The sequence below is a fragment of the Pseudomonas sp. FBCC-B545 genome (assembly GCF_059134095.1).
The window spans coordinates 801,582-820,654 of sequence record NZ_CP101441.1; the positions used below are offsets into that span (position 1 = coordinate 801,582).

Annotated in this window: 16 protein-coding genes; 10 read left to right on the forward strand and 6 right to left on the reverse strand. The window is 61.5% G+C overall.

All coding sequences use genetic code 11. The features are described 5' to 3' along the window. Window positions 1-115: 115 nt before the first annotated feature. Genes NMB39_RS03795 through NMB39_RS03805 form a run of 3 tightly spaced genes read right to left on the reverse strand, consistent with a single transcriptional unit; the run spans window position 116 to window position 2,434 of the window. Window positions 116-1,090, reverse strand: coding sequence for a hypothetical protein (locus NMB39_RS03795; RefSeq protein WP_057024488.1), 975 nt, complete (start codon window positions 1,088-1,090; stop codon window positions 116-118). Further along, window positions 1,091-1,978: a KPN_02809 family neutral zinc metallopeptidase gene (gene ypfJ / locus NMB39_RS03800; protein WP_057024489.1), complete on the reverse strand. Its 888-nt coding sequence runs from the start codon at window positions 1,976-1,978 to the stop codon at window positions 1,091-1,093. A gap of 45 nt (window positions 1,979-2,023) precedes the next feature. Then, the gene (locus NMB39_RS03805; protein WP_057024490.1) at window positions 2,024-2,434 is read right to left on the reverse strand and encodes a lipoprotein; all 411 of its coding nucleotides are present in this window, start codon (window positions 2,432-2,434) and stop codon (window positions 2,024-2,026) included. A gap of 185 nt (window positions 2,435-2,619) precedes the next feature. Here NMB39_RS03805 and NMB39_RS03810 point away from each other — a divergent pair, with 185 nt between their 5' ends. After that, window positions 2,620-3,498 carry a DMT family transporter gene (locus tag NMB39_RS03810; RefSeq protein WP_057012834.1) on the forward strand — a complete coding sequence of 293 codons (879 nt, stop codon included), beginning with the start codon at window positions 2,620-2,622 and terminating at the stop codon, window positions 3,496-3,498. Here NMB39_RS03810 and NMB39_RS03815 read toward each other — a convergent pair whose 3' ends face one another. Continuing rightward, window positions 3,499-4,833 (reverse strand): MFS transporter, encoded by a 1,335-nt coding sequence (locus NMB39_RS03815; RefSeq protein ID WP_057024491.1) that lies wholly within the window; start codon window positions 4,831-4,833, stop codon window positions 3,499-3,501. A gap of 224 nt (window positions 4,834-5,057) precedes the next feature. On the opposite strand from NMB39_RS03815, the gene quiC reads away from it, so the two are divergent. After that, window positions 5,058-6,959 (forward strand): 3-dehydroshikimate dehydratase QuiC, encoded by a 1,902-nt coding sequence (gene quiC / locus NMB39_RS03820; RefSeq protein ID WP_367235771.1) that lies wholly within the window; start codon window positions 5,058-5,060, stop codon window positions 6,957-6,959. A 77-nt stretch (window positions 6,960-7,036) separates the two neighbouring features. Then, the gene (locus tag NMB39_RS03825; RefSeq protein WP_057012831.1) at window positions 7,037-7,702 is read left to right on the forward strand and encodes a TetR/AcrR family transcriptional regulator; all 666 of its coding nucleotides are present in this window, start codon (window positions 7,037-7,039) and stop codon (window positions 7,700-7,702) included. A gap of 141 nt (window positions 7,703-7,843) precedes the next feature. Here NMB39_RS03825 and NMB39_RS03830 read toward each other — a convergent pair whose 3' ends face one another. Further along, the gene (locus tag NMB39_RS03830) at window positions 7,844-8,692 is read right to left on the reverse strand and encodes a shikimate dehydrogenase (protein WP_494339621.1); all 849 of its coding nucleotides are present in this window, start codon (window positions 8,690-8,692) and stop codon (window positions 7,844-7,846) included. Beyond that, window positions 8,692-9,138, reverse strand: coding sequence for a type II 3-dehydroquinate dehydratase (gene aroQ, locus NMB39_RS03835; protein WP_043048490.1), 447 nt, complete (start codon window positions 9,136-9,138; stop codon window positions 8,692-8,694). The genes NMB39_RS03830 and aroQ overlap by 1 nt, the downstream gene beginning before the upstream one ends. 207 nt (window positions 9,139-9,345) lie before the next feature. Between aroQ and NMB39_RS03840 the strand changes: the two genes are divergently transcribed. From NMB39_RS03840 to NMB39_RS03870, 7 genes are all read left to right on the forward strand, one after another. After that, window positions 9,346-9,867, forward strand: a complete 522-nt coding sequence (locus NMB39_RS03840) for an RNA polymerase sigma factor (RefSeq protein WP_057024494.1) — start codon at window positions 9,346-9,348, stop codon at window positions 9,865-9,867. A gap of 63 nt (window positions 9,868-9,930) precedes the next feature. Then, the gene (locus tag NMB39_RS03845) at window positions 9,931-10,929 is read left to right on the forward strand and encodes a FecR family protein (protein ID WP_494339620.1); all 999 of its coding nucleotides are present in this window, start codon (window positions 9,931-9,933) and stop codon (window positions 10,927-10,929) included. 197 nt (window positions 10,930-11,126) lie between these two features. Next, complete coding sequence (locus NMB39_RS03850; protein WP_198719110.1) at window positions 11,127-13,784, forward strand: TonB-dependent receptor; 2,658 nt, start codon at window positions 11,127-11,129, stop codon at window positions 13,782-13,784. A gap of 81 nt (window positions 13,785-13,865) precedes the next feature. Then, a complete protein-coding gene (locus tag NMB39_RS03855) occupies window positions 13,866-14,486 on the forward strand; it encodes a heme acquisition protein HasA (RefSeq protein ID WP_043048484.1) in 621 nt (206 codons plus the stop codon). A gap of 119 nt (window positions 14,487-14,605) precedes the next feature. Further along, window positions 14,606-16,354 (forward strand): type I secretion system permease/ATPase, encoded by a 1,749-nt coding sequence (locus tag NMB39_RS03860; RefSeq protein ID WP_367235775.1) that lies wholly within the window; start codon window positions 14,606-14,608, stop codon window positions 16,352-16,354. After that, a complete protein-coding gene (locus tag NMB39_RS03865) occupies window positions 16,351-17,676 on the forward strand; it encodes an HlyD family type I secretion periplasmic adaptor subunit (RefSeq protein WP_367235776.1) in 1,326 nt (441 codons plus the stop codon). Before NMB39_RS03860 ends, NMB39_RS03865 begins: the two co-directional genes overlap by 4 nt. Continuing rightward, window positions 17,673-19,001 (forward strand): TolC family outer membrane protein, encoded by a 1,329-nt coding sequence (locus NMB39_RS03870; protein ID WP_306956469.1) that lies wholly within the window; start codon window positions 17,673-17,675, stop codon window positions 18,999-19,001. Before NMB39_RS03865 ends, NMB39_RS03870 begins: the two co-directional genes overlap by 4 nt. Window positions 19,002-19,073 lie beyond the last annotated feature (72 nt).

The window sequence follows — 19,073 nt, forward strand, 5'->3', positions numbered from 1 at the left end:
AAATGTGGGAGGGGGCTTGCTCCCGATTGCAGTGTGTCAGCCAGCCTATGTTTAGCTGGCACACCGCAATCGGGAGCAAGCCCCCTCCCACATTTTGATTGGGTTCCTTCAGGTGCTACTGGGCAAACAGCACCTTTTCTCCCTCTGGCGAAGTAAACATCTTATCCCCGTCATGCCCCACCCCCGGCACTTCCACCAGCTTGTGACTCAACTGCGGATGGCGCAGTTTGAGGTAGTCAAAGTAGTTGTGCCCACGAATCAGCCTATACGCACCCTGGGTTTCGGCCTCGCAGCCTTTATCCAATGCCGGGTGGTTGGGGTCGGTGTCTTGCTGGCCCAACAGATAAGTGATGTCGCGTGAAACGTAGGCCTGTTCCAGTTGCTGGGCGCCTCGCTCACCCACGTAATCCGGCAGGTTTTGCATGCCGTATTTCCAGTCGTTGAAGCTTGGGCAACTGGCCGTATCGAACGGCACCGGCCGCTGCGGGCTGAAGTAGGCGTAGGACGATGGGTTGGCCGCCACGTACCGCAGGCTGATGCCTTCGGTTTTCAGCAACGGGTGGTCATGGCCGGTGAGGGCGAAGCGTTGGACGACTTGGCCGCCACCGGAATGCCCGGCGATCACGATTTCTTTCAGCGCCGGGAACAGCTTGCGGTTGCCCAGGTGCTTGATGATCTGGTCCAGAACGCCATAAGAACTGACCTGCCCAGGCGCGGTGGAAGCTTCGCCAGCCATCCAGTCGTTGCCCTTCCAACGCAATACCTGATTGCCCAGATGGTTACGCTTCACGTCCGATTGATTCAGAAACTGCGGCGCGATCACCAGCGTAGTGCCGCCAACCCCGGCATGGGTGGCGGCGTCGATGCCGCTTTGCAGGTAGGTCTGCGCATTGCGCAGGCGGCCATGCACGATGATCAGCGCACGCGTGACCTTGGGCAGCGGCTGGCGCCAGTCCTGGCTCACGCCGAGGCTGAGGTCGCCGGCCTCCAGATGAAAGCGATCGGGGCTGACCACCTTAACGCCGTGTTCGGCCGCCAGGGTGCAGCAGGACACGAACACACCCAGCAGCAACCCCAATCGTTTGATCATTTAGAGACTCTTGGCCGCGAAGGTATCGCATTGAGAGATCTGACCCTGGGCGAAGCCGGTCTTGAACCAGCGCACGCGCTGGGCCGAGGTACCATGGGTAAACGAGTCCGGCACTACGCGCCCTTGGCCCTGTTGCTGCAAACGGTCATCGCCAATGGCGTTGGCCGCGTTCAGTGCCGCTTCGATATCACCCGGTTCCAGCCAGTTCAGGCGTTTCTGTGCGCGGTTGGCCCATACCCCGGCAAAGCAGTCGGCTTGCAGTTCCTGGCGTACCAGCAGGCCGCCATCGCCTTGCATCTGCCGACCTTGCTGGCGCGCTGCCTGGATCTTGGATGAGATGCCCAGCAGCGTTTGCACGTGGTGTCCGACTTCGTGGGCGATCACATAAGCCTGGGCGAATTCGCCGGATGCCTGGAAGCGTTGGGACATTTCCCGGAAGAAATCCAGGTCCAGGTACACCTGTTGGTCAGCCGGGCAATAGAACGGGCCGCTGGCGGAGGTGGCGCCGCCACAGGCCGAGTTCACCCGGCCACGGAACAGGATCAGCTTCGGGTTCTTGTAGGCCAGGCCGTTTTCCTGGAACACCTGGCCCCAGGTGTCTTCAGTGTCGCCCAGCACGGCGCGTACGAAATCGGCCTGCTGGTCGTTGGCCGGCGGCGCCTGGCGTGGCTGGGTGCTGACCGACGGTGCCTGCTCCATCTGGCCGCTCAACTGGCCGAGGATCTGCATCGGGTCCTGGCCGGTCAACCAGCCAATGCCCACGATCAACACGATCGCCGTCAGGCTCAGGCCCTTGCCGCCGCCAAAGCGCATGCCGCCACCGCCACCACCACTGTCATCGCGGGCATCCACCACGTTGTCGCTGCGTCGGCCTTTTTTCCATAGCATGGGAGCAATCCTCTGTGTGCTAACCGTGAGTGATTATGGTCGGTATTAACGGCAATAGCCTTCGCCGGTGGCGACGATCAGGCAGTCTTTTTTATCCGCCAGCCATTTCAGGCCAGTGGTGACACCGTCGCCGGCGCGCAACAGGTGTGGGCCGTCGGGGCGGGTGAAGGCGATACCGTCTTCGGCGGCTTCACCTTTGAAGGTGCCGGAGGCATCGGCATCGAGGCCGTATTGCATGGTGAGAAGGTAGTGGCCGCGGCCAATGCTGTCGTCTTTGGCGATGGTCAGGTTCAAGCCTTCGACGCCGATCCACTTACCAACCCATTGATCGGTCGGGGGCGTTTCCGGCACCAGGGCCGCCTGTACAGAGGGGGGCGCAGGTTTGGGCGCTTCCTTGGCTTTATCGCAGGCGGCAAGCAGGGCGACAGCAGAAAGAGCAAAGAGGATTTTTTTCATAGCGGCAAGGCCTTGATTAAAAAGTGTGCAACGCCGGGGCGAGCGTGCAGGGTTGGACTCGATTGCGGTGATTTAGTGCGCTGTTCGCCCACTGTTTGGTTATGCTCTCGGGGCAGACCCATGCCCGGCTGCTAGATTACTCGGTTGAGTGCTACCGCGTTGAACTCGCCACGCAAGAGAATTCCATGACTGTCAGTACCCCGCTTTCCGGCGTCAACCATCCCTTCAAAGGCATCCTGCTGATTGTGCTGGCGACGTTCCTGTTCTCCAGCCATGACGCCTTGTCCAAATACCTGGCCGGGTTCTACCCCATCGTGATGGTGGTGTGGGCGCGCTACCTGGTGCACACCTTGCTGATGGCCGGGATCTTCCTGCCGCAATCGGGCTTGCGTGTGCTGCGCAGCAAGCGGCCGGGCATGCAGGTGGTGCGCGCCTTGTGCCTGTTGGGCACCAGCTTGTTTTTCACCGCGGCGCTGCATTACATCCCGTTGGCGGAAGCCACGGCGGTCAACTTTCTCGCGCCGATCCTGGTGACGGCGCTGTCGGTGCCGCTGCTGGGTGAGCACGTCACACGCGGTCAATGGCTGGCGGTGATTTGCGGCTTTATCGGGGTGCTGGTGATCATTCATCCCGGCGGCGAACTGTTCACGCCGGCGGTACTGTTGCCCTTGTGTTCGGCGACGTTCTTCTGCTTCTACCAGCTGCTTACGCGCATCCTCAGTAAGTTCGATACGCCCACCACCAGCAACTTCTTCGCCGGGTTATGCAATACCTTGGTGATGAGCGCCATGGTGCCGTTCTTCTGGCAGGTGCCGAGCTTGTGGCACGCTGTGTTGATGCTGGCGCTGGGGACTTGCGGGATGACCGCGCATCTGATGCTCACCCAGGCGTTCCGCTTCGCGGCGCCGGCCTTGCTGGCGCCGTTCGGTTATTGCCAGATCGTGTTCGCGGGGTTGTTGGGCTGGCTGGTGTTCAGTCATACCCCCGATACAACCACGGTGGTCGGCATCGGGGTGATCTGCATGAGCGGGTTGGCCGCTGCCTGGCAGCAGCGGCGGCGTTGATTAGACGTCTACCGTCGGAATCTTGCGCGGCGCCATGAAGTACATCCATACCAGCGCGATGAAGTACATCGCCGGGATCAGGGTGAACAGCACGGTGTAGTTGTTATTGGTCACGGTGAGGATGTGACCTACGACCTGAGTCATGAACATGCCGCCAATGGCCGCGCACATCCCGCCGAAACCGAACACCGTGCTCATCATGTGCTTGGGCGTGTAGTCCATCACCAGGCTCCAGATGTTGGCGGTCCAGGCTTGGTGCGCGCCGATGGCCAGGGAGATGGCGAACACCGCGACCCACAGCTGGCTGGAACCGGCCGCCATGATCACACCGACGATGCAGCAGGCAAACAGCAGCATCGACAGCAAGCGGGCCTTGATCGAGTTCATCCCACGACCGATCAGGAACGATGACAGGATCCCACCCCCCACGCTGCCGAAATCGGCGGTCAGGTAGATGATGATCAGCGGAATGCCCATTTGCGTCACGTTGATGCCCAGGTTGTATTGCTGGTTCAAGAACGGCGGCAGCCAGTACAGGTAGAACCAGAACACCGGCGCGGTCAGCGAGTAGGCGAGGGCGAAGGCCCAGGTGCCGCGCATGCGCAGGATGCGGCTGAATGGCACGCGGGGTTGTTCCGGCTCGACTTGCTGTTGCACGTAGTCCAGTTCGGATTGTTTGACGGTGGGATGGTCTTCCGGGTTGTAGTACTTCAGCCCCCAGAACAACAGCCAGATGCCGCCGAGTGCCGACATGCACAGGAACGCTGCCTGCCAGCCCCACACGTGCAGGATCAACGGCAGCAGCATCGGCGTCATCATCGCGCCGACGTTGGTACCGGCGTTGAAGATACCGGTGGCGACCGCACGCTCACCGGCGGGGAACCACAGGCGGGTGGTCTTGACGCAAGCCGGATAGTTGGCGGCTTCGGTCAGCCCGAGGATAAAGCGGCAGACCATAAAGCCCACCGCCGAGGTGGCCAGGCCGTGGGCGCCAGTGGCCAGGCTCCACAACAGCACGGCGCAGAAGAACACGCGCTTGACGCCGACCCGGTCGATCAAGCGGCCTTGCAGCACAAAGCCAATGGCGTAGCCGACCTGAAACCAGAAGTTAATGTTGGCGTAGTCCATCGCCGTCCAGCTCATTTCCTTGGCGAGGATCGGCTGCATGACGCCGAGGGCGGCGCGGTCGATGTAGTTCAGAGTGGTGGCGAAGAACACCAGGGCCAGCATGCCCCAGCGCGTTTTACCCACGGCCAGGGCGCCGCGGATCTTGTCGCCGATGCCGGCGTGCGGGTTGCCCGGGCGCGCGGCCAGGGCTGGGTTTTGCAGAGGCATGAGGTCGTACCCGTTTTTTGAAATTTTTATGGTGTGTTCTGGGTCTTGTTACTTGAACGAGTTGCCCGGTCGATGGTGCGCAGTGGTTAAAAAGTCGTCAATTCGCCAAAGGGGCATAGTGTTCGATAATCGCACCAAAAACTAACCGGTTCGTACATTTTAATTGCTGCATGTAGGCTGGGGGCGAATAATTTGTCACAAACAACAATCGCCGGGAGTCATCCATGCAACGTTCCATTGCCACTGTTTCGTTGAGCGGCACCTTGCCGGAAAAGCTCGAAGCTATTGCCGCCGCCGGGTTTGATGGGGTGGAAATATTCGAGAACGACTTGTTGTATTACGACGGCAGCCCCCGCGAAGTTAGACAGATGTGCGCTGACCTGGGCATCGCCATCACCCTGTTCCAACCGTTTCGCGACTTCGAAGGTTGCCGCCGCGACCGCCTGGCGCGCAACCTGGAGCGCGCCGAGCGCAAGTTTGACCTGATGCATGAACTGGGCACCGACCTGGTGTTGGTGTGCAGCAATGCGTCGGCCGATTGTGTGGGCGACGAAAATATTTTACTCGATGACCTGGGCCTGCTGGCCGAACATGCCGGCAAGCGTGGCCTGCGCATTGGTTATGAAGCGTTGGCCTGGGGCAAGCATGTGAACACCTGGCAGCAGGTGTGGAACCTGGTGCGCAAGGTCGACCACCCGAACCTTGGTGTGTTGCTCGATAGTTTTCACACGCTGTCGCTCAAGGGCGACCCGAGCGGCATCGCCCAGATCCCGGGCGACAAGATCTTCTTTGTGCAAATGGCTGATGCGCCGATCCTGGCCATGGATGTGCTGGAGTGGAGCCGGCACTTCCGTTGCTTCCCGGGCCAGGGCGAATTTGACCTGGCCGGTTTTCTGGCACCGATTATCCAGAGCGGCTACACCGGGCCATTGTCCCTGGAGATTTTCAACGATGGCTTTCGCGCCGCGCCGACCCGCGCGAATGCGGCGGATGGCTTGCGTTCGCTGCTGTACCTGGAAGAGAAAACCCGTCAGCGCCTGGCCGAGGAGCAGCCCACCCAGCCCGTCGATATCCTGTTTGAAACCCCGGCGGCCAGTGAATACGACGGCATCGAATTCCTGGAGTTTGCCGTGGATGAAAGCCTTGGCGCCAAGCTCACCCATTGGCTGCAGCGCCTGGGTTTCGCCAAGGCCGGCCAGCATCGCTCCAAGAATGTAAGCCTGCTGCGCCAAGGCGACATCAACCTGATCCTCAATTGCGAGCCTTATTCCTTCGCCCACAACTTTTTCGAGGCCCATGGCCCTTCCTTGTGTGCCACGGCGATTCGGGTCAAAGACAGCGCCAAGGCCCTGGAGCGGGCGGTGGCCTTCAAAGGGCAGCCGTATCGCGGCCTGGTCGGCCCCAACGAGCTGGAATTAGCCGCGGTACGTGCGCCGGATGGTAGCCTGATTTACCTGGTCGACCCCAGTGAAGGCGGGCTCTACGATACTGACTTCAACCTGCAACCGGCCTCTGTCGCCAGCGGTGGCTTGCTGCGCATCGACCATATGGCCATGGCCTTGCCGGCCGACAGCCTCGACAGTTGGGTGCTGTTCTACAAGAGCCTGCTGGATTTCGAAGCCGATGACGAAGTGGTGTTGCCCGACCCGTACGGCCTGGTGAAAAGCCGTGCGTTGCGCAGCCGTTGCAGCTCGATCCGCCTGCCATTGAATATTTCCGAAAACCGCAACACCGCGATTTCCCACGCACTTTCAAGTTATCGTGGTTCGGGGGTACATCACATTGCCTTCGATTGCGCGGATATTTTCGCCGAAGTACGTCGGGCGAAGGAGGCCGGGGTGCCGTTGCTGGATATTCCGCTCAACTATTATGACGACTTGGCGGCACGCTTCGATTTTGACGATGAGTTTCTCAGCGAGTTGGCGTACTACAACGTGCTGTACGATCGCGACTCCCAGGGCGGTGAGTTGTTTCATGTGTACACCGAGCCGTTCGAAGGGCGGTTTTTCTTCGAGATCATCCAGCGCAAGAACGGCTATGCCGGCTATGGCGCAGCCAACGTGGCAGTGCGTTTGGCCGCGATGGCCAAGTCGCGCAGCGGTGCGGTGCGCCAGGCGCGTTTATAACTGCCGGCCGGGTGCTTCCTTCGGCGAGCGCCGCAGCCCATAATCAGCGCCTGCACAACAATGGCTGTGAGCGCCCCATGACCTCGAGTCCCGATCTTCCCGCGGTGTCAGACGCACCGCGTAAGAGTCGTAAGAACAACCCGGAAAAGACCCGCGAGAATATTCTCCAGGAAGCTATTGTCGAGTTTGTTCAGCAGGGCCTGGCCGGTGCCCGCGTGGATGCCATCGCCGAGCGCATCCACACCTCCAAGCGCATGATCTATTACTACTTCGGCAGCAAGGAGCAGTTGTACGTCGAGGTGCTGGAGAAGCTCTACGGCGATATTCGCAACACCGAGACCCGCATGAACCTCACCGCCCTGGAACCGCGTGAAGCGATTCGCCGGCTGGTGGAGTTCACGTTTGATCACCACGACCAGAACGTGGATTTCGTACGCATCGTCAGCATTGAAAATATCCACAACGCCGAGTACGTCAAACGCACCGACACCATCAAGGCGATGAACAGCAAGATCCTTGAGGGGCTGGGTGAGACCTTGCGCCGTGGCGCCGAATTGGGGTTGTTTCGTGAAGGGCTCGAGCCGTTGGACGTGCACCTGCTGATCAATTCGTTCAGCTTTTACCGGGTATCCAACCGGCATACCTTCAGTGAGATCTTCCAGATCGAACTGTCGGACGAGGCGATCAAGCAGCGGCATCGGGAGATGATTTGCGAGTCGGTGTTGCGCTACCTGCAGGCCTGAGTTCAGCGCAGGGCCAATGTGGGAGGGGGCTTGCTCCCGATAGCGGTCTGTCAGCCAAGCATGTGCTGACTGATACACCGCAATCGGGAGCAAGTCGAATCGTCGCACCGCCCCTCCCACATTTGAACTCTGTTTCGGCAGTCAGCCATTCATGCTCTGGAAGTGCGCCAGCATTCGATCGGCGTCCGGCACTTGGCCGCAGAACAACTCAAACGCCTTCACCGCCTGAAACACCGCCATATTGCCGCCATCCAGGGTACGGCAGCCCAAGGCGCGGGCATCGCGCAGCAGCTCGGTTTCCAGTGGGAAATATACGATCTCAGCCACCCACAGTTCTGTGCGCAACAACGCAGCTGGCACCGGTGTCCCGGGCAGCTTGGTCATGCCCATCGGCGTGGTATTCACTAACCCATCGGTCTCGGCCATCGCATTTTCCAGATGAGTGCCGACCTGGGCGCGACCGGGCCCGAAACGCTGCGCAAGGTTATCGACAAGGTCGTGGGCACGGGAGGCGTCCACATCGAAAATGGTCAAGTGCTCAACACCTTCTGCCAGCAGCGCATGGCTCACCGCCGCCCCTGCGCCGCCGGCACCCATCTGCACGACGTGCCGGCGGGCGACGTCATGCAAGTTGCGGCGAAACCCTTCAGCGAACCCCAGGCAGTCGGTATTGTGGCCGATCCGTTTACCGTCCTTGAACACCACCGTGTTGACTGCACCAATGCCTCTGGCTTCGTCGGATAAGTCATCGAGCAACGGTAGGATCGCCTGCTTGCACGGGTAGGTAATGTTCAGCCCGTTGAAGTGCATCAATTCGGCGGCCCGCAGCAGGTCGGGCAGGGCATTGAGGTCCAGTCGCAGCGGCTCAAGGTCGATCAGTCGATACAGGTAGCGCAAGCCCTGAGCGTCGCCTTCCTCTTCATGCAGCGCCGGGGTGCGGGAGGCCTGGATACCGGCGCCGATCAGGCCGGCGAGAATGCGTGATTTCATCAAGCGCGTCCCTTCAGCGTATGGCTGAAATGCTCCAGGGCCAGGTGGTAGCCGTGGCTGCCAAACCCGGCCAGCACCGCCTGGGCGATAGGGGATACAAACGAGTGATGACGAAAAGCCTCGCGGGCATGCACGTTGGATAAATGCACTTCGATCACTGGCACTTCACTGGCCACCAGTGCATCGCGGATCGCGACCGAGGTGTGGGTCCAGGCTGCCGGGTTTATCACGATACCAGCGCAGCGGGCGCGGGCACCGTGGATCCAGTCGAGCAGTTCGCCCTCATGGTTGGTCTGACGAAACTCGATTTTCAGCCCGAGCTTGTCTGCGCTGCGACCACACAGGGCGGCGATGTCGGCCAGGGTTTCGTGGCCATAAGTAGCGGGCTCGCGGGTGCCAAGCAGATTGAGGTTGGGGCCGTTGAGCACCAGCACGATGGGCGGCATAGAGGGTTCTCCACAGTTTCTTATTGGTTGTGGAGACAAAATGTACTGGATGGTTAATTTGGTCAATTGTCGGCAGCGGTTCCGTTCGATTATCGAACCGTTAATCAATGCTACGGCACATGGCAATCAGATTAGATATCAATTGAAAATCATTCTCGACAACGCTTAAGATGCCCGCCTGTTTCCTTAACATTCCAGGGAGTCGGTTTGTCGGACGTGGATCTCAAGGGCTTGTTTCTCAAGCATGCCGATACGCTGCGCGGGTATCTGGCCCGCAAGGTACGGGACCCGCAATTGGCCGCCGACCTGGTGCAGGAGAGTTTCCTGCGCCTGGCGCAAAAGCCGGCCGGCGAGCGCATCGACAACTCCCAGGGCTATCTCTATCGAACGGCGAGCAATCTGCTGATCGACCATATTCGCCAGGAGGCACGGCGCAAGACTGACACCGTGCCCCACGAGGCGCTGGCCGAGATTGAAGATGACGTGGCCGGGTTGGAGGCTCAGGCAATGGCGCAGCAACAGCGACAGGCGTTGAAGCAGGCACTGGCAGAGTTGCCGGAGCGCACCCAGCAGATTTTCCGCTTGAACCGTATCGAAGGCATGACCCACGCCCAGGTCGCCCAGCACCTGGACATCAGCGACAGTTCCGTGCAAAAGCACCTGGCCAAGGCCCTGGCGTATGTGATGCAGCGCCTGCAGGAAGACGAGGTGAAGCCATCCGACGAATGAATTACCGAAAAATGCCAGGCCAGGCGTCACAGCGTCTATATAACGAAAATTCGAGATTCACACGTGAATAGCCAAGGTCCGCAACAGCACAGCATTACCGAGGAGGCGGCCGAGTGGGCGGTGCGCCTGCACGCCGGTGCCTTGAGCGAACAGGAACAGGCCGAGTTGCGCCAATGGATCGCCCGCGACAGTCGTCACGAAGCGGCCTTGCGCTTTGCCGAGCAGACCTGGGCGGCGCTGGGAGACGTGCACATAGGCGAGCCTGTGCATCGACCGCGCCCAGCCGCAGTGGCTACCCCCGTACGCCGTTCCAGGCGCCGAAGGCCGTGGCAGCGTGTGGCCGCCGCCGCGCTGGTCGCAGTGGTAGCGGGTGCCGGCTGGATGCGCGGGCCGGATGTATTGCTGCGCATGCAGGCCGACTACGTCACGGGCAAAGGTGAAGTGCGCACGGTGCACCTGGCCGACGGCAGTACCGTGGAGCTCGATTCCGCCAGTGCTATTCGCCTGGATTACGATGGGGTACAGCGGGGCATCAGCCTGCTTCAGGGCTCAGCGGTATTTGACGTGGCGCCAATGGCGGGCGAAGAGACCCGGCCCTTCGTGGTGCACAGCGCCGCGGGCCAGACCCGGGCATTGGGCACGCGGTTTGTGGTCGAGCACGAGGGTGACAGTCAAGCCTGGGTCGGCGTGTTGCAGCACAGCGTCGAGGTGTCAGTGCAGGCTTCACCGGAAAATGGCACGGCCAAGCGTATCCTCGAGCAAGGCCAGGCTGCGCGTTACAACCCCCAGGACGGTGTGCTCAGCCTTGATCAGCTTGATGTTGATCGCGCCACCAGTTGGCGGCGCGGTATGTTGATCTTCGATCGGCAGCCGTTGGCCAAGGTTATCGAGCAACTCAACCGTTACCGCCCCGGGCGTGTGGTATTGACCAACCCGGCGTTGGGCGAGCGTGAAGTCAGCGGCGTATTCCGCCTCGACATGCTCGACACCGCCCTCGGCACCTTGACCCGGGAGCTCCAAGTGCAACGCCTGGATCTGGCCGGCCTCAGCCTGATCTACTGATCTTTCCCCTTTAAAACCGCTGCCCTTGTAGGGGCGAGCTTGCTCGCGAAAACCCGAGGGCAGCGCGTTTTCGTTGACGTTTTTCGCGAGCAAGCTCGCTCCTGCAAAAAAATATTACTGACTTCCCGCGCCTCGCACGTCTTGCTAGGTGAGAAGCATTCGCATAAACAAAAAAGCTCAGCGCAGGGATCACACACATGTCAGCACTCACCAAGGGGCGTATCACCGGCAGTCGGTTGGCCCTGGCCATTCACCTGGGGGTGTTGGCCGTCGCCGCGCCGGTCCATGCCGTGGAACCTGCGGCCGGTGCCGCCCAATCCGCGGTGCTGCGGTTCGATATCCCTGCGCAATCGCTCGGCAGTGCGGTGTTGGCTTTCGCCGACCAGGCCGGGCTGCAAGTGCTGTTCGACAGTCAACGCCTGCAAGGCCTGAGCAGCACCGCGCTCAAGGGTAGCTTTGGCGTGCAGGAAGGGCTTGGCCGCCTGCTGGGGGCCGCGCCGGTTGAATACCGCTTTACCGGGGAGCGCCAGGTCACCTTGAACCGGGTTGAGCAACAGGCCGGTGCCCTGGCCTTGGCGACCACTACAGTCACCGGCCTGCATAAGCAGGACTGGGTGTATTCAACCCCGCGCTCGGTGAGCGTGGTCGGTCGCGAACAGTTGGACCGCAACCCGCCTCGGCATGCCGCCGAGATGCTTGAAGAGGCGCCTGGGGTCTACTCCGCCGTCAGCCAGCAAGACCCAGGGCTGTCCGTGAATATCCGCGGTATCCAGGACTATGGCCGGGTCAATATGTCTGTCGATGGCATGCGCCAGAATTACCAGCAGAGCGGTCACCAGCAACGCAATGGCACGTTGTATGTCGACCCGCAATTGTTGTCCGAAGTCGTGATCGAAAAGGGCGCGACCTCCACCCAGGGCGGTGCGGGCGTGATTGGCGGGGTGGCCAACTTTCGTACGGTGGAGGCCGCTGACTTGCTCAAGGGCGGCAAGGAAATCGGCGGGCGCATTCGCCTCACCTCAGGGTTGGGCGGGCGCAGCAACGGTACCCATTTCATCGGCAGCTCGGCGTTTGCCGTGGGCACCGATGTGTGGGACATGCTGGTGGCCGCCAGTGAGCGTCACCTGGGCGATTACAACCCTGGCACCAAGGGCAGCATTGGCGAGTTGCGTACCGGCGCGGCGTTCATGCCGGCCAGTGAAGAGCGCATCAAGAACACCACCGTGGCCTATTCGGGTTCGGTGATGCGTTCGCGCCTGCTCAAGCTGGGGCTGAACCTGCCGTCTGAGCAGCGTTTGCAACTGAGTTACCTGGCCACCGACGTCGACTACGACGACGTCAACATGATGACCGCCGAAAAGGCGCAGTTATGGGAAAAGCTCGGCAGCAGCGACGTCAGGGCACAGAACGTTGCGCTGGATTACAGCTATGCGCCGGACAACCCGCTGATCGACTTCAAGGCCAAGCTCTACTACGTAGACACCCGCAATGAGCAATCCACCCTGGCCCGGGGTATCAACAAGGCTTACGACGTCACCTATCAAACCAATACCTACGGCTTGCAGGCGCAGAACATTTCGACCTTTGCTCTGACGGAACTGGCCGCACTCAAGGCCAACTATGGGCTGGAGTTTTTCTACGACAAGGTACGGCCGGATTCCAATCAGGCCGTGGAAGCTGGCTCTGCGGTGAAGGCCTCGGCAGCCGAAAGCATCACGCCCAAGGGCGACCGTGCGATGGGCAGCGTGTTCGGGCGCCTGGATTTCGACTACGACGGTTGGCTGAACCTCAACGCCGGCTTGCGTTATGACCGCTATCGGCTGCGCGGCGAAACCGGCTTGAACACCCGCACGTTCATCATCGGCACCACCCGCCAGATCGGCGTGCCGGTGAACTACGACGTGGATCGCGAGGAAGGTCGCTTCTCGCCGACCTTCGGCCTGTCGATCAAGCCAGGCGTGGATTGGCTGCAACTGTTCGCCACCTACGGCAAGGGCTGGCGCCCGCCAGCGGTGACCGAAACCATGGTCAGCGGCCGGCCCCATGGCGGTGGTTCGGAGTCGATTCTGCCCAACCCCTACCTCAAGCCGGAGCGATCCACCGCGTGGGAAGTGGGCTTCAATGTGCTCAGGGAAGACCTGCTGTTCGCCGAGGATCGCGTGGGCATGAAGGTGTCCTACTTCAACACCCGGGTCGATGATTTTTCCTATATGGCCCTGGGCGTACAGCCGCCCGGTTATGGCAACGTCAATATCGGCAGTGCAGCGTATGTGAACAACCTGGAGACCACACGTTTTCGTGGTCTCGAATACCAGCTCGATTACGACGCCGGGTTTGCCTACGGCCAGTTCAACTACACGCGCATGCTCGGCAGCAACAAATTCTGTAGCAAGACCGCCTGGCTCGGCGGCGTGACCAAGACCCAGAAACGCCCGGGCAACCGTGCGCCGGTGGACGCGATGGTGCCGGACGACGCGGCCAATGCCGGCGTGGGCTGCAGCGCGATCCTGGGCTCCTCCGAACACATGCCCATGGACCGCGGCACCGCGACCCTGGGCGCACGGTTCTTCGAACGCAAGCTGGATGTGGGCGTCCGCGCCCGCTACAGCGCCGGTTATTACGTCAAAGGCGGCGCCGGGGTGACCACTTCGCAAACCGGCGTCTACCCCGCCGACTGGAAGCCGTACACCGTCTACGACCTGTACGGCAGCTATCGCGCCACCGACCAGTTGACCCTGCGTCTGGCCATGGAAAACGTCACCGACCGCGCCTACCTGGTGCCGTTGGGCGATGTGCTGGCCTTCACCCTGGGGCGCGGGCGCACCTTGCAGGGCACCGTTGAATATCAGTTCTGACCGCTTTTGCCCAGTGACGGGCAAAACCACAGCAGGCACTGGCTTGCTGCGGAGTGACTACCCCATGACTTGGAGTTTTGCATGAGCATTTCTATTTCATACAGCACGACCTACGCCGCTAGCACCGTTGCCCAGTATCTGAGCGATTGGTCGGCCTACTTCGGTGATCTCAACCACCGTGAAGGTTCGGTCAAAGAGGGTGTGAACACCGGTGGTTTCAATCCTGGACCGTTCGATGGCACTCAATACGGCGTTTCGAGCAGTGTCAGTGATGCCGCCGTGGTCGCCGAAGGCAGCCTGCATTACACCTTGTTCAATCCGCCGACTCACACGCTGTGGGGTTCGCTCGACGCTCTGACCCTGGGCGACACCCTGGCCGGTGGCGCAAGCAGCGGTGGCTACAGCATCGCCAACCAGGAAGTCAGCTTCACCAACCTGGGCCTGTCGAGCCTGCAGTCCGAAGGCCGTGACGGCCAGGTGCACAAAATCGTGTACGGCCTGATGAGCGGTGACAGTTCGGCATTGGCTTCGGCCATCGATACCTTGCTCAAGGGCATCGACCCAAGCCTGTCGGTCAATTCCACCTTCGATCAACTGGCCGCGGCCGGTGTGGCACATCAGGACTCGGCTGCATTCGCCGCAGCCGATGTGGGTCTGGTCGGCATTCAGGACGCGCCTCAAGACTTCGCCATGGCCGCCTGATGCATAAAAGCCGGTGGAGGATCACGCCTTCATCGGCCTTGCGAATCCAGTGGGCACGCCGCAGGTGCTGTCAACGCACCGGGCGGGCCCTTGCTCGACTCTTCAATGGAACAACCACCATGACTCGGCCCGGTGCCAAGCGCACGAATGAGATGCTGGCTGCACTGACGGCCTATAAAAGTGCCTTCTTCAACATCGGCCTGTTCTCGGCGGTGATCAACCTGCTGATGCTGGCTCCGGCGCTGTATATGTTGCAGGTGTATGACCGGGTATTGGCCTCGGGCAACCAGATGACGCTGCTGATGCTGACGCTGATGATCCTCGGCCTGTTCGGCTTGATGGGGGCGCTGGAGTGGGTGCGCAGTCAGGTGGTGATTCGCCTCGGCACGCAGATGGACATGCGCTTGAACCAGCGTGTCTTCGACGCCGCCTATGAAGCGCAGCTCAAGGGCGGCACCCAGGCCGCGGGCCAGGCACTGCACGATCTGACCACCTTGCGCCAGTTCGCCACCGGCCAGGCGTTGTTCGCCTTTTTCGATGCGCCATGGTTTCCGGTGTACCTGTTGGTGATCTTCCTGTTCCACCCCTGGCTGGGCCTGCTGGCGCTGGGCGGTGCGCTGCTGTTGATTGCCTTGGCCTGGGCCAACCATCATGTCAGCCAGGCGCCAATGGCCCTGGCCAGCCAACTGTCGATCAGCGCCAGCCAGCAGGCCACAGCCAACCTGCGCAATGCCGACACCATCGAAGCCATGGGCATGCTCGCGACCTTGCGCGGGCGCTGGTTCAGCCAACACCAGGCATTTCTGGCGCAGCAGAACCTGGCCAGTGAAAAGACTGCCGTGGTTACCGCCTGGTCCAAGGGCGTACGCCTGGCCCTGCAATCCCTGGTACTGGGTTTGGGCGCCTGGTTGGCGGTCAACGGCGACATCACCCCGGGGATGATGATTGCCGGGTCGATCCTGATGGGCCGGGTGCTCAGCCCCATCGACCAGTTGATCGGCGTGTGGAAGCAATGGAGTTCGGCGCGCCTAGCCTATGAACGCTTGTCGCTGATGCTCCAGGATAACCCGGCACGCCCGGTACGCATGAGCCTGCCGGTGCCCATGGGCCAGGTGAGCGTGGAACAGATCAGCGCCTGCGCCCCTGGCAGCCGCCGGCCGGCGCTGGCCAACCTGGGTTTCAGCCTGCCAGCGGGTGACGTACTCGGTGTTATCGGCCCGTCGGGCTGCGGCAAGTCGACCTTGGCCCGGGTGCTGGTGGGCGCCTGGGCACCGATGGCCGGCAAGGTGCGCCTCGATGGCGCCGACCTGGCCCTGTGGGACAAGCAGCAACTGGGTCCGCATATCGGTTACTTGCCCCAGGACATCCATTTGTTCGCCGGCAGCATCGCGCAAAACATCGCGCGCTTTGAAACGGTGGAAGCCGACAAAGTCCTCGCTGCGGCACAAATGGCCGGCGTGCATGAGCTGATCCTGCAACTGCCCCAAGGCTACGACACCCTGCTGGGCGAAGGCGGAGCGGGTTTGTCCGGTGGGCAAAAACAACGCGTCGCCCTGGCGCGTGCGCTGTACGGCCTGCCGGCGCTGATTGTGCTGGATGAGCCCAACGCCAATCTCGACGAAGTGGGCGAGCAGGCGCTGCTGCAAGCCATCGCCCAGCTCAAGCAACAGCGCCGCACCCTGATCCTGATTACCCACAAGCCCAACGTGCTGAGCCTGACCGACCAGTTGCTGATCCTCAAGGACGGCCAGATGCAGGCCTTTGGCCCGACGGCGCGGGTATTGGAAGCGCGGCAGAAACCTTTGGCGAGCAAGCCGGTATCGACCATGAGCATGAGCTACCGCCTCGGTGAAGGGAAACACGCATGAGCCAGAGTAAACCCGCATGGGTCAGTGAACAGCCGCACAACGTGCTGGCGCTGGATGACCAGAAATACTCGCGCCTGGGCTGGTGGCTGGTGCTCGGGGGCTTTGCGGGGTTCCTCGGCTGGGCAGCATTGGCACCGTTGGACAAGGGCGTGGCCGTACCGGGCAAGGTCATGGTCTCGGGCCATCGCAAGACGGTGCAGCACCCGGCGGGCGGGATCGTCGAGCGTATCGAGGTGCGTGACGGTGACCGGGTCAGTGCCGGCCAAGTGTTGTTGCGCTTGAAGGAAACTCCGTTACGCGGGCAGATGCAGTCGCTGCGCAGCCAATACCTGGCGTCCCTGGCCAGCGAGGCGCGCTTGAGTGCAGAAAGCGAAGGTTTGCCGGCCATCGAGTTTGCACCTGAGCTGCTGGCCGATCCTGAAGCCGCCTCCACCCTGAGTCTGCAACGCCGGCTGTTCGAAAGCCGTGCCCAGGCACTGGCCACCGAACAGGCGGGCCTGCGCGAAACCATCGCCGGCTTTGAGGCGCAAATGCGCGGTACGCGGGATTCCCAGGCAAGCAAAGTGCAACAGCGGGCGGCGTTGAATGAACAACTGCAGGGCCTGCGTGAGTTGGCGCGCGACGGCTACATCCCACGCAATCGCCTGCTTGACAGCGAGCGGTTGTACGCGCAAATCGATGGCGCTATCGCCGAGGATGCTGGACGCATCGGCCAGATGCAGCGCCAGGTGCTGGAATTGCGTTTGCGCATCCGCCAGCTCGGTGAAGACTTCCAGAAAGACTTGCGCGGCCAGTTGGCCGAGACCCGCACTCGCAGCGACGACCTGCGCAATCGCCTGGCCTCGGCTGAGTTTGAACTGGCCAACAGCCTGGTACGCGCACCGGCATCCGGCGTGGTGGTGGGGCTGGAGGTGTACACCGAGGGCGGCGTGATCAAGCCCGGCCAGGCCCTGATGGACATCGTGCCCCAGGGCGAGCCGCTGCTGGTGGAAGCACGGGTGCCGGTGCAGATGATCGACAAGGTGCACCCCGGGTTGCCGGTGGAATTGATGTTTTCGGCGTTCAACCAGTCCACTACGCCACGGGTGGCGGGTGAAGTCACGCTGGTGTCCGCCGACCGTCAGGTCGATGAGCGCACCGACGAGCCGTACTACACGTTGCGGGCCCAGGTCAGTGCGGCCGGCATGCAGCAACTGGACGGCGTGCAGATCCGCCCGGGCATGCCGGTGGAAGCCTTCGTCAAGACGGGCGAGCGCTCGATGCTCAACTACCTGTTCAAGCCCTTGCTGGACCGCACCCATATGGCCCTGGTGGAAGAATGAAGGCGTTGCTGTTCACCCTCTGTTTCAGCTGTACATCGGCCGCGCAGGCCTTGGGTTTGTTGGACGTTTATGACTTGGCCCTGCGCAATGATCCAACTTTTCAGGCCGCGATCCAGGAGCGTGAAGCCGGTGAAGAAAACCGCGTGATCGGGCGGGCGGCCCTGCTGCCGAACCTGTCTTGGAATTACAACAATTCGCGCAATGAATCGGAAGTGACCCAGAGCACCGCGCTCGGCAATGTCACCAGCGACCGTAACTATCGCAGCTACGCCTCGACCCTGACCTTGCAGCAACCGCTGCTGGATTACGAAGCCTACGCACGCTTTCGCCAAGGCACGGCCCAGGCGCTGATGGCTGATGAGCGCTTTCGCGGCAAGAGCCAGGAACTGGCGGTGCGGGTGCTGGGCGCCTACAGCCAGGCGTTGCTGGCCCAGGAGCGCATCGAGTTGAGCCGAGCGCAGAAACGCGCCTATGCCGAACGTCTGCAACTCAATGATCGCCTGCTCAAAGGCGGTGAAGGCACGCGCACCGATGTGCTCGAAACCCAGGCGCGCCTGAGCCTGGCCCAGGCCGAGGAAATCGAGTCCCTGGATGCCCAGGACAGCGCCTTGCGCGAGCTGGAGGCCATTGTCGGCCAGCCGCTGCAGATCGAAGCGCTGGCGCCCCTGGCCCGCCAATTCGATATTGCACCGCTGGAACCGAATCGCTTCGAAACCTGGCGTGAACTGGCCATGGCCAACAACCCTGAACTCAAGTCCCAGCACCACGCACTGGACGTGGCTTCTTATGAAGTGGAACGCAAGCGCGCCGGGCACTTGCCTAAGGTCAGCCTGTACGCCAGCAGCCGCCAGACCAGCTCCGACTCAGAAAGCAGCTACAACCAGAAGTACGACACCAACAGCGTCGGCATCCAGGTCAGCCTACCGCTGTTTGCGGGCGGCTCGGTCTCGGCTTCCACGCGCCAGGCGGCCAACCAGCTGTCCCAGGCCCAATACGAGCTCGACGCGCAAACCGCCGCCACGCTGGTGGAATTGCGCAAGCAATTCAACCTCAATACCAGCGGCGAGGCGAAGGTGCGGGCCTATGAAATGGCGGTGAGTTCCGCGACAGCGCTGGTGACCGCCACGAAGAAAAGCGTCAGTGGCGGCGAACGGGTCAACCTCGACGTGCTTGATGCCGAACAACAACTCTTCACCGCCCGCCGCGACCTGGCCAATGCGCGGCATGCCTACCTGCTGGCGCGCATTCAGTTGAAGTATTACGCGGGGTTGCTGAGCGAGCAGGATTTGCGAGCGCTGGCCGGGTATTTCCAGCCGTCGGCATGAGTGGTTACAACCCGGCATTCGCCGGGTTTTTTGTGGTTACTAATCTGTGAAACAGCTTCGGGAATAGGGAGC

What these genes read in the sequence shown, in the direction of transcription:
- NMB39_RS03870 (WP_306956469.1), top strand. Translation starts at nt 17,673, where the DNA reads ATGAAGGCGTTGCTGTTCACCCTCTGTTTCAGCTGTACATCGGCCGCG.
- NMB39_RS03805 (WP_057024490.1), bottom strand. Translation starts at nt 2,434, where the DNA reads ATGAAAAAAATCCTCTTTGCTCTTTCTGCTGTCGCCCTGCTTGCCGCC.
- aroQ (WP_043048490.1), bottom strand. Translation starts at nt 9,138, where the DNA reads ATGCCGCCCATCGTGCTGGTGCTCAACGGCCCCAACCTCAATCTGCTT.
- NMB39_RS03850 (WP_198719110.1), top strand. Translation starts at nt 11,127, where the DNA reads ATGTCAGCACTCACCAAGGGGCGTATCACCGGCAGTCGGTTGGCCCTG.
- ypfJ (WP_057024489.1), bottom strand. Translation starts at nt 1,978, where the DNA reads ATGCTATGGAAAAAAGGCCGACGCAGCGACAACGTGGTGGATGCCCGC.
- quiC (WP_367235771.1), top strand. Translation starts at nt 5,058, where the DNA reads ATGCAACGTTCCATTGCCACTGTTTCGTTGAGCGGCACCTTGCCGGAA.
- NMB39_RS03810 (WP_057012834.1), top strand. Translation starts at nt 2,620, where the DNA reads ATGACTGTCAGTACCCCGCTTTCCGGCGTCAACCATCCCTTCAAAGGC.
- NMB39_RS03860 (WP_367235775.1), top strand. Translation starts at nt 14,606, where the DNA reads ATGACTCGGCCCGGTGCCAAGCGCACGAATGAGATGCTGGCTGCACTG.
- NMB39_RS03815 (WP_057024491.1), bottom strand. Translation starts at nt 4,833, where the DNA reads ATGCCTCTGCAAAACCCAGCCCTGGCCGCGCGCCCGGGCAACCCGCAC.
- NMB39_RS03855 (WP_043048484.1), top strand. Translation starts at nt 13,866, where the DNA reads ATGAGCATTTCTATTTCATACAGCACGACCTACGCCGCTAGCACCGTT.
- NMB39_RS03825 (WP_057012831.1), top strand. Translation starts at nt 7,037, where the DNA reads ATGACCTCGAGTCCCGATCTTCCCGCGGTGTCAGACGCACCGCGTAAG.
- NMB39_RS03795 (WP_057024488.1), bottom strand. Translation starts at nt 1,090, where the DNA reads ATGATCAAACGATTGGGGTTGCTGCTGGGTGTGTTCGTGTCCTGCTGC.
- NMB39_RS03830 (WP_494339621.1), bottom strand. Translation starts at nt 8,692, where the DNA reads ATGAAATCACGCATTCTCGCCGGCCTGATCGGCGCCGGTATCCAGGCC.
- NMB39_RS03865 (WP_367235776.1), top strand. Translation starts at nt 16,351, where the DNA reads ATGAGCCAGAGTAAACCCGCATGGGTCAGTGAACAGCCGCACAACGTG.